Here is a 12,422-nt window from a genome sequence, read left to right on the forward strand (position 1 = left end):
GTAAGTTATTAAGTTATGATCAAGGGTTCGGTTTACATCGAACCCGTTTTGCATTGTGATAGAAAGGATTTCTCATGGTTGACGAAGAACAGCAACGCCCCGATCCCGACAGCTTGCTTGCAATCGCTAATGAAAAACCGCGCGGTAAGCTGAAGGTATTTTTTGGTGCCTGTGCCGGAGTAGGTAAAACCTACGCCATGTTGCAAGAAGCACAACGCCAACGGACGCTGGGGTTAGACGTATTGATTGGCGTGGTAGAAACTCACGGCCGAACAGAAACCGCCGCCCTGCTGGATGGCTTAACCCTCTTGCCTGAAAAACGTATCCAATATCGTGGCCGCGTGGTGCGAGAATTTGATATCGACGCAGCACTGGCTCGCCACCCTGCCCTGATCCTGATGGATGAATTGGCACACAGCAATGCTCCCGGCTCACGCCACCCGAAACGTTGGCAAGACGTGGAAGAATTGTTGGACGCTGGTATTGACGTACTGACCACGGTCAACGTCCAACACTTAGAAAGTCTGAACGACATCGTTGGCGGTGTGACTGGGGTTCGCGTGCGTGAAACCGTCCCCGACCACGTGTTTGACGAAGCCAGTGAAGTGGTGCTGGTGGATTTACCGCCCGACGACCTGCGCCGCCGTCTCAATGAAGGCAAAGTCTATATCCCCGGACAGGCCGAACGCGCTATTGAACACTTTTTCCGCAAAGGTAACTTGATTGCCCTGCGTGAGTTAGCACTGCGCCGCACCGCCGATCGCGTTGACGATCAAATGCGCGAATTCCGTGATACTCAAGGGCGCGATAAGGTTTGGCACACGCGTGACAGTATTTTGCTGTGCATTGGGCATAACAGCGGTAACGAAAAACTGGTGCGCATCGCCGCTCGTTTGGCTGCCCGCCTTGGTTGCCATTGGCACGCTGTGTATGTAGAAACCCCTAAGCTGCACCGACTGCCAGAACATCAGCGCCGGGCGATCTTGCGTGCTCTGCGATTGGCGCAAGAACTGGGAGCTGAAACAGCAACCTTATCCGACCCTTCCGAAGAACGAGCGATCCTGCGTTACGCCCGTGAACACAATTTGGGCAAGATCGTCATTGGTCGCCGCGCCGAGCAAGGTTGGAAATTCCGCAGTAGTTTTTCCGATCGCCTCGGCAAACTGGGCCCCGATCTGGATTTGATCAGCGTCGCGCTGGACGAACCGCATACCCCGGTACAAAAAGAAGCTGATACCCGCGCCTTTACCGATAAATGGCGTATACAACTACGTGGTGGTGCTGTAGCCATCGCACTTTGCGCAGCGATCACCTTATTTTCCCACTGGTTCTTGGGCGGATTTGATCAAGCCAACCTAGTGATGCTCTATCTACTCGGCGTACTGGTCGTCGCGCTGTTCTTTGGCCGTTGGCCTTCGGTATTCGCCGCCTTTATTAGTGTTGCCAGTTTCGATCTGTTTTTTGTGCAACCACAATGGTCATTTGCCGTTAGCGATGTGCAATATTTACTGACCTTCGCAGTCATGCTGATCGTCGGTATCACTATCGGTAATCTGACCTCCGGGGTTCGTTATCAGGCACGTGTAGCACGTTACCGCGAACAGCGGGCGCGGAGTCTGTATGAAATGTCGCGAGGGTTAAGCCAAGCTCTCAGCAATGAGGCCGTGGCGCAAACGAGTCGCCATTTCCTTTCCAGTAGTTTCCAAGCCAAAACCGTGCTGTTATTGCCACAGGAAGACGGTAAATTGAAACAAATGGTAGGTGAAGAAGGCGGAATGTTGTCGGTAGACGAAGCCATCGCCCGTTGGAGTTACGACAAAGGTCAACCGGCCGGTGCGGGGACCGATACGCTGCCCGGCGTACCCTATCAGTTGTTGCCACTGAACACCTCGAAGCAAACTTTTGGGTTGTTGGCGATCGAACCCAATAACCTGCGTCAATTGATGGTGCCGGAACAACAACGTTTGCTGCAAACCTTTACCGTGTTGATTGCCAGTGCGCTGGAACGTCTGCATTTAGCACGTAGTGCAGAAACCGCTAAGCTGGACGCCGAACGAGAGCAACTGCGTAACTCATTGTTAGCTGCGCTATCGCACGATCTACGTACTCCGCTGACAGTGTTGTTTGGTCAGGCAGAAATCCTAACGCTCGATTTAGCGTCCGAGAACTCCCAGCACGCCACCCAAGCGAGTCAGATTCGTCAACAAGTGCTCAGTATGACCCGTTTGGTGAATAATTTGCTGGATATGGCACGTATTCAATCTGGCGGTTTTAACCTGCGTAAAGAATGGCAATCGCTAGAGGAAATCGTCGGTTCTTCTTTGCATATGCTGGAACCGATACTGAGCCAGCACGAGATCAAGGTCGAACTACCGCCAGAAATGGTGTTGATCAATTGCGATGGCAGTTTATTGGAGCGGGTATTCACTAACCTGTTGGAAAACGCCAATAAGTATGCCGGTTTCGATGCTATTATTGGTATTCGTGCCCACGTGTTGCCGGACTGGTTGGAAATGGAAGTTTGGGACAATGGTCCTGGTATTCCTACCGAGCAACTACAACTGATCTTCGACAAGTTTTCCCGCGGCAATAAAGAGTCCCCCATTCCCGGTGTGGGTTTAGGGTTAGCGATTTGCCAAGCCATTGTTGAAGTTCACGGTGGACGAATCTGGGCAGAAAATGGTGAACATGGCGGTGCCATATTCAAATTTATGTTGCCGTTGGAGAAGCCCCCGGAAATAGAGGGTGAAGGCTTTGATTTATAAACAGGAAAACTGTGACTAGCACACCAACCAATATTCTGATTGTTGAAGATGAAAAAGAGATCCGACGCTTTGTTCGTACCGCATTGGAAAGCGAAGGGTTGCGCGTATTCGAAAGTGAAACGCTGCAACGTGGGCTGATCGAAGCGGGTACGCGCAAGCCGGATCTGATTATTCTCGATCTGGGGTTGCCGGATGGCGATGGGCTGGACTACATCCGCGATCTGCGTCAATGGAGCGCCATTCCGGTGATTGTGCTGTCAGCACGCCATGCTGAGGAAGACAAAATCGCCGCACTGGATGCCGGTGCCGATGATTATCTCAGTAAACCGTTCGGTATTGGTGAACTGTTGGCACGAGTTCGGGTGGCGCTACGCCGTCACTCCAACAATTCGCAGGAAAGTCCGGTCGTCACATTCTCGGAAATTACCGTCGATCTGGTCAATCGGCGGGTACTGCGTAACGATGAGGATCTTCATCTCACCCCCATCGAGTTTCGTCTATTGGCTGAACTGCTGGCGAATTCCGGTAAAGTGATCACTCAACGCCAGCTGTTGAGCCATGTTTGGGGGCCCAACTACGTCGAACACAGCCATTACTTACGTATTTATATGGGACATTTGCGCCAAAAGTTGGAAGTCGATCCGGCACGGCCAAAACATCTGTTGACTGAAACCGGCGTTGGTTACCGCTTTATGCCTTAGTTTTGGCGAGATGTTGCCGCGGCGACTTCCGCTTCAATGACTTCTACCGCGGTAAGCAATGCCTGATTAATCCGCTCGACCTGCTCCGGTGATAAATCGGCGCGAATCATATTGCCACGCAAAACATGCTTCAAACGATGCATGGTTTCTGCAATACCTTCTGCCAGATTACCTTCATGCCGACGACTGCCGCCTGCCAAGCGAGCAAAAATTGCCTCAATGGTAGCGCGATGTTGTTGCAATTCGCCCTTACCGGCTTCGGTAATTTGGTAACTTTTACGTCCATTACCGGTTGTCACTGGCTCGAGAAAATCCTGCTCTTCCAGCAACGTCAGCGTTGGGTAAATCACCCCTGGGCTTGGCACATACAGACCGGAAGAAGCCTCACCAATCGCCTTGATTAATTCATAACCGTGGCTGGGTTGACGATCCACCAGAGCCAGTAATACCAGACGCAAATCGCCATGTTCAAATAAACGATGACGACCACGACCACCGCGCCCACCATGTTCATGCTCTTCACCATGACCACCAAAACGATGACGTCCGCCACGGTGACGATGATGGTGATGATGTTCTTCATGATCGCAATGATGACCACGGGAACGTTCTAAACCTAATCGATGAAATATCATCTTGTTAACCTCTTGCTATGTTGTTTTAGATATATCGAAGTAATTTCGATATATCTAATTTAGATCGATATATCTAAATGATCAAGAGTAAAAAGTAAAATAGATATATCTAAATTGCAGGCATAAAAAAAGCGCTGTAAAAACAGCGCCTTTAGCTTATCTAAAAGAAGGATTATTTAGCGGATGCCAGAACTTCACTGACAATTTCGACCGCTTCATGCTCAATTTTTTGGCGATGTTCAGCGCCCAAGAAGCTCTCACAATAGATTTTGTAAGCTTCTTCCGTCCCTGACGGACGTGCCGCGAACCAGCCGTTATCGGTCATCACTTTCAGCCCGCCGATAGAAGCGCCGTTCCCCGGAGCCGCCGTCAGACGTGCAGTGATCGGATCGCCTGCCAAGGTGCTAGCCTTAACCATTTCTGGCGACAGCTTAGACAGCGCCGCTTTTTGCGCGTGGGTCGCTGGCGCTTGGAGACGGTTGTAACTTGGTGCGCCAAAACGCTTGGCCAGACTGTCATAGTGATGCTGCGGGTTCTCACCGGTTACCGCGGTGATTTCAGCCGCCAACAAGCACATGATAATGCCATCTTTATCAGTCGACCAAGGCGTGCCGTCGAAACGCAAGAACGAGGCCCCAGCGCTCTCTTCGCCACCAAAGCCGAAACTGCCGTCGAACAAGCCGTCAACGAACCATTTGAAGCCGACTGGCACTTCTACCAGCTTGCGCCCCAGATCCGCGACAACACGGTCGATCATCGCACTGGATACCAACGTTTTACCCACTGCCACATCAGCGCCCCATTGTGGACGATGTTGGAACAGATAGTTGATAGCGACGGCCAAATAGTGGTTCGGATTCATCAAGCCTTTCGGTGTGACAATACCGTGACGGTCATAGTCAGGATCGTTGGCAAATGCCAGATCGAACTTATCACGCAGCGCCAACAAACCTGCCATCGCTGATTCAGACGAGCAATCCATACGGATGATGCCGTCGTGATCCAGATGCATGAAACGGAAAGTCTGATCGATAGAATCGTTAACTAGCGTCAGATCCAGTTTGTAATGCTCGGCAATACGCTGCCAATAGGCAATACCGGAACCGCCGAGAGGGTCAACCCCCAATTTCAAACCAGCACCTTGAATGGCTGGCATATCAACGATATCCGCTAAACCTTCAACGTAAGGCTGAACCAGATCCTGCGCGTGCAAATGACCGCTGTTCCAAGCTTGCCCCAGCGACTGGCGCTGGACACCTTTCAGTTGCAGAGTCAGCAGTTCGTTAGCGCGTTTTTCGATAACCGAAGTCAGGTTAGTATCAGCCGGGCCACCGTTAGGCGGGTTGTATTTGATACCACCGTCTTCTGGTGGGTTGTGCGAAGGAGTAATCACGATGCCGTCTGCCTGCGCGCCGCCTTTGCGGTTATAGGTCAAAATGGCATGGGAAACCGCTGGCGTCGGCGTGAAACCGTTGTTTTCCTGTACCACGACATCCACACCGTTAGCGGTCAACACTTCCAGCACAGAAATAAAAGCCGGTTCGGACAGTGCATGAGTATCTTTACCCACATAGCAAGGTCCGGTTGTCCCCTGCTGCTGACGAACTTCAGCAATCGCCTGAGCAATCGCCAGAATGTGCGCTTCGTTAAAGCTTTGGCGCAACGCGCTGCCACGGTGACCCGAGGTACCAAACTTCACCGCATGAGCCGCGTTACCCACCTCTGGTTGCAGTACATAATACTGCGACGTTAATTGGGCAACGTTAATCAAATCGCTTTGCTGGGCTGGCTGCCCGGCACGTGGGTTATTCGCCATCGACATCTCTCCCTAGTCCCTGTCTGGCGGCCGAGTACGGTATCGCCCACGACCGCAGTGACGGGGTGTTCGCTAAATTAGAGTGTTCCGCAAACTTTCTCGATCAGCTCCGCAGGGAACTGCATCGCTTGCATGATGTTTTCGATCATGGTGCGTTTGCGGCCAGTGTTGGTATTGGTAATCACCCAGTAAGGGGTACCTGGAACATGTTTTGGTTTGGTGTGCGCCCCACTTGCTAGCAAAGTCTGCTGATCGCCAGCGAAATAGGTGCGGGTACGGCCATGCAGCGCGTCAGTTGCAGCGGCAAAACTTGCAGCGTCAAGGGTATATAACGTTGAAAGCACTAGCATAAAACGATTGACGACTTTGTTCTGCTCGGCGTATTCGTCCGACAGCAGCAGTTCACGAACTGCACGTACACGATCGCGTGGACGCTGAGTTGCAATCGCCTTTTCCTGCTCAGTCGCTTGAACACCCACTGCGGAAATCGCTCGCACTGGCTGCCCTGCGGTAAATTTCAACATACGCCGTAAAATATCAGACGCGCTTTCTCCAATATGTTGCGTGTGGCTGGCAATATAACGGTAAAGCTCTTCGTCAACTTCGATAGTTTTCATCTTGATCCAGTACGTTTTTTCTACTTAAAACCTGAGACCAACTCTGGCGCTCAAGTCATGGGATTATAAGGTTAAAGCGTAAGGGCGAACACTACATCGTTTTCCCAAAAGGTAAAAGCAGACTAATACCTATAAGCGGCGTCATTTGATCAGCACCTTACCATGAAAAATCTACGGTAATCATTGGGCAGATCGATCTAATGCGATCATGATACCCTAACTAAATGTCTCTACGTCATGAAGTTCACGATGAAATTACATTATCAATTACTGCCAGCAGAAACCGAGAACCTACCTATCGTTTTGATCCACGGCCTGTTTGGTAATTTGGATAACCTTGGCGTGCTGGCTCGCTCCCTTAACCAGCATCACGCGGTAATCAAGGTCGATCTGCGTAACCACGGTTTATCGCCACGCGATCCGGTGATGACTTACCCCGCAATGGCGCAGGATTTACTCCGGTTGCTCGATGATTTGGCGATTGAGAAAGCCATTGTTATCGGTCATTCGATGGGAGGCAAGGCGGCAATGGCACTGACTGCCATTGCACCGGAACGGATTGAGAAACTGGTCGCCATCGATATTGCGCCAGTAGCGTATAACACACGTCGCCACGACAAAATCTTTACCGCATTGCAAGCCGTCTTGGCGCAAGGGATCACTCAACGCCAAGCCGCAGCACAGTTGATGCGTGAGTATCTGGACGAAGAAGGTGTGATCCAGTTCCTGTTGAAATCTTTCCACAATGGCGAGTGGCGTTTCAATTTACCCGTGCTGATCGAACAATATGAAAACATCATCGGCTGGCCGGGCGTGCCCGCTTGGCCGCATCCGATCCTATTTATTCGCGGTGGGTTATCGCCTTATGTACAGGATAAATATCGTGACGATATCGCGCGCCAGTTTCCACAGGCTCGAGCTCATGTTGTCGCGGGGACTGGACATTGGGTTCACGCCGAAAAACCTGACGCGGTATTACGCGCTATTAATCGCTTTCTTGGTGAAGAGTCAAAGCCGGCTGATGAAAAAACGCGCTAAAGATAATAGCTTAGCGCGTAAACATTGTTGTTTAAGCACCTGCAAGGTAAGATGGCGCGCTATAATTTTTGCCCCCATTCTGGTTCAGATTGGGAAGCAAATTTGGGTTAGGGTTTATTGACCCGAATTGTGTTAATCGTCCGGTATTCCTGGACTCAACTCCCTTGCAGTACCGCTACCTATGGCAAAAGAAAACACGGATCGCACGACGCTGGATCTGTTCGCAGATGAACGCCGTCCGGGGCGCCCGAAAACCAACCCGTTATCGCGCGATGAGCAGCTTAGAATCAATAAGCGTAATCAGCTACGACGCGATAAAGTGCGCGGTTTACGTCGTGTAGAGCTGAAAATCAACGCAGAAGCGGTGGACGCCCTAAACAAACTGGCGGATCAGCGCAATATCAGCCGCAGCGAGTTAATCGAACAGATGTTACTGGCGCAACTGGCGGACGAACCGCTGGGACATTAATCTTGTTTGGCATGGTGTTACGGACAACACCAGATCAACACCATTTTCCTTGGTATCGCATTAACGTGATAAAACCCAAGGGCCAATTTCTGGCATGATACGCATTTACCGGTAAGAGACGCACATTGGCTACAGGCTCTTATCGCGGCACAATTTATTGAATCTAAAGGGTTATACGCTATATGGCAATCGTAGGCATTTTCTTTGGCAGCGACACTGGCAATACCGAAAACATTGCTAAGACTATCCAAAAACAATTGGGCAAAGATGTGGCTGAAGTTCACGACATTGCCAAAAGCAGCAAAGAAGACCTGGAAAAGTTCGACATCCTGCTGCTCGGTATTCCAACTTGGTATTACGGTGAAGCTCAGTGTGATTGGGACGACTTCTTCCCAACGTTGGAAGAAATTGATTTCGAAGGCAAACTGGTTGCACTGTTCGGCTGTGGTGACCAAGAAGACTACGCTGAATACTTCTGTGATGCGATGGGCACTATTCGTGACATCATCGAACCACGCGGTGCCGCGATCGTCGGTTACTGGCCAACCACAGGCTACCATTTTGAAGCCTCAAAAGGTTTAGCTGATGATAATCACTTCCTCGGTTTGGCGATCGACGAAGACCGTCAACCAGAATTGACCAATGAGCGTGTGAATGCTTGGGTTAAGCAGATTTCTGAAGAGCTGAGCCTCGCTGACATTATTGGTTAATCACGCCATAGCCCTGTGAAATGCAGGGCTTTCATAGGCAGCAGATATTAAAGTAATAGAAGCTACAAATTTGTAACTTCTCACGTCATTACGGTAGACTGCGTCAACGGTTTATCCCGCTCATCAACGCATTGGCTGCACACCATGCAAAAAATGCTAATGACTCTTTGTTAACAATCGGCGGTTTCTATTTATAGCTACCGGTTCTATAATGAGACGCAATTAACTCTTGTGCCGACCGATGTTACAGGCGACAACGCCCTAACTTGTTTAGCCTTCACTTTGTTTAGCATAGTAACAGGACAGAATCCGCATGACTGACAACAATACTGCACTGAAGAAGGCCGGCTTAAAAGTCACGCTTCCGCGACTCAAAATCCTGGAAGTGCTACAGGATCCGGAATGCCATCACGTCAGTGCGGAAGATCTGTACAAAAAACTGATAGATATGGGTGAAGAAATTGGCTTGGCAACGGTTTACCGTGTGTTGAACCAGTTCGATGATGCAGGGATCGTGACTCGTCATAATTTCGAAGGCGGTAAATCCGTGTTCGAACTGACACAACAACATCACCATGACCATCTAATTTGCCTAGACTGCGGCAAAGTGATCGAGTTCAGCGACGAATCTATCGAAGTCCGTCAGCGTGATATCGCTAAACAACACGGCATCAAACTCACCAATCATAGCCTGTATTTGTACGGTCACTGTGAAGCAGGTGACTGCCTTGAAGATGACTCGCTGCACAATAAAAGATAATTCTGGGTAAGCCAGAATGCAGAAACCGCCGATAACAGGCGGTTTTTTTATACCTATGATTTACAGACAAAAAAATCCCCGGCAGCACCGGGGGAAAGATCATGTCATGAAATACTACAATTGCAGCGGCACTCTCTACGCGGTACTGCTTTACAGCTAACTCACTACCCTCTCACACTCACTTTACTGTTTGCCCACCCGCCGACACGCAAGTGGGCATTCAGTCATTACACTTTCACGGGTTCTGCACGGCTATAACGCTTGCCATCCGGGCTAACAGCACGGATTTGTACATCGCCTGCCACGGCTGGTTTAGCGTTGGCATCGTAACGTTGCCATTGCTTACCACCGTCGGTTGAGTACTCAATACCCAGACCCGGCAATGAAATGTTGGCTTCCAGTTTACCGCCCACAACACGTGCTCCAGGGACTGGCAGACGGTAACTAACGCCACCTTTATCCAGTTTGGCCAGTTCACGCTGTCCCATCAGGTTGGCAAAGTGCAGCCAATCTCTGTCCAACGTTTTGGTATCAACAAAGTGCGTTTCGCCACCTTTGTACTCACGACCCGCCTTGTAATCCTGCTCCCAGCTTGCACGGTGCCATGCACGCTCTGCCACCGACAGAACACGAGGGAAGTACATGTATTCTGCCTGTTTGTCGGTACGAACGACCTCGCTCCACAGTTGGGCAGACAGACCGAATGTACCCGGCCACGGTTTATCGCTCTTAGCGGTAAAGTGGTTGCCGTCACGGTCAACCGAGGTTTCGGCGTTCTGCGGCAGGTTGTCTGGCGCGAAGCTAAAGATCTTCTGCTCGTCGCTGAAGCGAGTGCCCCAGTAGTAACCGCTCTCGTTCGGGTTCACTTCATAAGGGAAATCGAGGTAGACGTAATCCGGGTTAGAAATCGTGACTTCGTAACCTTTGTTCGCCCAATCGTTGGCTGAGTCGAAACCGCCCCAATACAAGGTATCCCAGAAGTTCACGCCGACACGCTTAGTCGCGAAGGCTTTAGCATCTTTGGCGTCTTTCAGACCATCTTGCCAAGCCTGCATTTTTTCAATGCCGTGAGCATTTACCAACTTGCTAACTTCAACAGCGAAGTAGCTTGGTAGGTGCTCCATATCTTGAATTTTGCCGTCGCTGATCATCTTCTGGCAAACCTGAGACATGGCCCAAGGCTTATCTTCTTTGCTCTGATCGATGATACCTTTGCCCGGTTCAGGGTTCTTCACGTCGGTATAACCCGCACCAAAGCGAATATTTTTCGCTTCGTCACCACCGAAATGCCAAGTGGTCAGCGGTTGACCCGCTTCTTTGTGCATCTGGGCAATTTCGCCAATCACTTTGTCGACAAAGCGCTTAGAAGAATCCAAGCATGGGTTCAGGTAGCTCTTACGCTCATAGAACTGAACGGATGTGGTGTTGGAATCATCGGTCGGATCTAACAAGCGGAATTCGTTCGCACCTTCTTCATTACCTGCAGCATGCAGTTTCTGATAACGCGCTTCCATCGACACCACGGCAGCACGAGCGTGAGCCGGTACGTCGATTTCAGGGATCACATCAATCTGACGCGCTTGCGCATATTTCACGATTTCGATGTAGTCGTCACGGCTGAAGAAACCGGAACCGTTGTTGTCGCTGTTCGGGCCTGAACCCAATTGCGGCAGCAAACACGTGGTTTCACTCAGATCGTGACAACGCTTACTACCCACTTCGGTCAGCTCTGGCAAACCTGGGATTTCAATACGCCAGCCTTCATCATCACTCAAGTGGAAATGGAAGGTGTTCAGCTTATAAGCCGCCATCTGATCCAGCAGGCGTAACACCGCAGCCTTAGAGTGGAAGTTACGCCCTACATCCATGAAGACACCACGGTATTGGAAGCGCGGCGCATCGTTGGCTGTCAGCACGGCAATTTTCTGCCCACCATCAGACGGCACCAGTGACAAGATGGATTGCAATCCGTAGAACACGCCAGCCTGATCGAAGCCCGTCACTACCGCTTCTTTCTTGCCGATTTTCAGTTCATAAGCGCCCGGTACCGCCAGATCCCCTTTGAAGGATTTCGGTTCAATTTCGGTTTTGATCGGGTAACCCGCAGCATTGTTAGACACGCCGAGCAGTTCGAAGCGCTGGCTAATCGCATCGGCAGCCGGTTTAACTAACGCGCTGAGATCCAACGCCACACCTTTGCTCAAATCGGCATCTTGCTGTGGATTAACCTTCACTTCCATTGGTGTTGGAATGATCTGGCCACGCAGGGAAGCCGCAGGCAGCGTTTTCAATGCCTCATTTTTGGTGAAGCGAGTTTCTGGCGTCATCAGGATGTTTTTATCATCCTTGGTGCGCTTCCACTGATCGCCAGTGAATGGCGTCAGGAATTGGAATACATCATCGGTATCAGTATTTGATAGGATTTTTGGTTTGGCATCGCCAGAGGTCACGTACCAACGCGGCAAGAAGTCGGTGCTGAACAACTGCCAATATTCACCGATAATCGGTACTTCAACCGCGCCGTTAGCCGGGAAACCAGTGAACTTGTCGGTCGGTTCCAGTTTGTGCAGGTCACCGGTCAAATGTGTGATTTTGAACTGATCGTTATCGACTTTCAGGATTTGGCGAATACTGTGGAAATAGATCGCCCAATCGTTATCTTTGATCTCCTGGCCTTCGTTGGTCAGTGTGATCATCACTTTGTTACAAGATGCCCAGTCTGCGCCCAATTTGGCACAATCGGTTCCATTCTCAGCGGCACGGTTGTCCAGCATCTTGTAGTTCACTTTCAACTGGCTCAGTTGATCGACAACTTCTTGTCCTGCCATCGCGTTCACACTACCGAACAATCCTACTGAAGCCGTAATCGCGGCAAGCGCGCTTAACTTAAATTTGTTCATCTTCAACCTCA

10 protein-coding genes are annotated in these 12,422 nt (G+C 50.5%); 6 read left to right on the forward strand and 4 right to left on the reverse strand.

Translation table 11 applies throughout. The features are described from left to right. The first annotated feature begins 74 nt into the window (after positions 1–74). Positions 75–2,765 carry a two-component system sensor histidine kinase KdpD gene (gene kdpD / locus AC3ISQ_RS15755; RefSeq protein WP_489347993.1) on the forward strand — a complete coding sequence of 897 codons (2,691 nt, stop codon included), beginning with the start codon at positions 75–77 and terminating at the stop codon, positions 2,763–2,765. 11 nt (positions 2,766–2,776) lie between these two features. After that, the gene (kdpE, locus tag AC3ISQ_RS15760) at positions 2,777–3,466 is read left to right on the forward strand and encodes a two-component system response regulator KdpE (protein WP_489347995.1); all 690 of its coding nucleotides are present in this window, start codon (positions 2,777–2,779) and stop codon (positions 3,464–3,466) included. Here kdpE and AC3ISQ_RS15765 read toward each other — a convergent pair. The 3 genes from AC3ISQ_RS15765 to seqA form a co-directional block, all read right to left on the reverse strand. Then, positions 3,463–4,098: a PadR family transcriptional regulator gene (locus AC3ISQ_RS15765; RefSeq protein WP_489353333.1), complete on the reverse strand. Its 636-nt coding sequence runs from the start codon at positions 4,096–4,098 to the stop codon at positions 3,463–3,465. The genes kdpE and AC3ISQ_RS15765 overlap by 4 nt on opposite strands. Positions 4,099–4,273: 175 nt before the next feature. After that, positions 4,274–5,917 carry a phosphoglucomutase (alpha-D-glucose-1,6-bisphosphate-dependent) gene (gene pgm / locus AC3ISQ_RS15770; protein ID WP_489347996.1) on the reverse strand — a complete coding sequence of 548 codons (1,644 nt, stop codon included), beginning with the start codon at positions 5,915–5,917 and terminating at the stop codon, positions 4,274–4,276. A 77-nt stretch (positions 5,918–5,994) separates the two neighbouring features. Next, positions 5,995–6,534 carry a replication initiation negative regulator SeqA gene (gene seqA, locus AC3ISQ_RS15775; protein ID WP_489347998.1) on the reverse strand — a complete coding sequence of 180 codons (540 nt, stop codon included), beginning with the start codon at positions 6,532–6,534 and terminating at the stop codon, positions 5,995–5,997. A 237-nt stretch (positions 6,535–6,771) separates the two neighbouring features. Between seqA and ybfF the strand changes: the two genes are divergently transcribed. The 4 genes from ybfF (at position 6,772) to fur (ending at position 9,511) form a co-directional block, all read left to right on the forward strand. Then, complete coding sequence (gene ybfF / locus AC3ISQ_RS15780; RefSeq protein WP_489347999.1) at positions 6,772–7,572, forward strand: esterase; 801 nt, start codon at positions 6,772–6,774, stop codon at positions 7,570–7,572. Positions 7,573–7,753: 181 nt separating this feature from the next. Beyond that, positions 7,754–8,041: a LexA regulated protein gene (gene ybfE, locus AC3ISQ_RS15785; protein WP_489348001.1), complete on the forward strand. Its 288-nt coding sequence runs from the start codon at positions 7,754–7,756 to the stop codon at positions 8,039–8,041. A 182-nt stretch (positions 8,042–8,223) separates the two neighbouring features. Further along, positions 8,224–8,751 carry a flavodoxin FldA gene (gene fldA / locus AC3ISQ_RS15790; RefSeq protein WP_489348003.1) on the forward strand — a complete coding sequence of 176 codons (528 nt, stop codon included), beginning with the start codon at positions 8,224–8,226 and terminating at the stop codon, positions 8,749–8,751. Positions 8,752–9,064: 313 nt separating this feature from the next. Then, a complete protein-coding gene (gene fur, locus AC3ISQ_RS15795) occupies positions 9,065–9,511 on the forward strand; it encodes a ferric iron uptake transcriptional regulator (RefSeq protein ID WP_489348005.1) in 447 nt (148 codons plus the stop codon). 227 nt (positions 9,512–9,738) lie between these two features. On the opposite strand, the gene AC3ISQ_RS15800 is transcribed toward fur, so the two are convergent. Then, positions 9,739–12,411, reverse strand: coding sequence for a beta-N-acetylhexosaminidase (locus AC3ISQ_RS15800; RefSeq protein ID WP_489348007.1), 2,673 nt, complete (start codon positions 12,409–12,411; stop codon positions 9,739–9,741). Between the last annotated feature and the right edge of the window lie 11 nt (positions 12,412–12,422).

Source organism: Serratia sp. KH_031 (assembly GCF_057839655.1).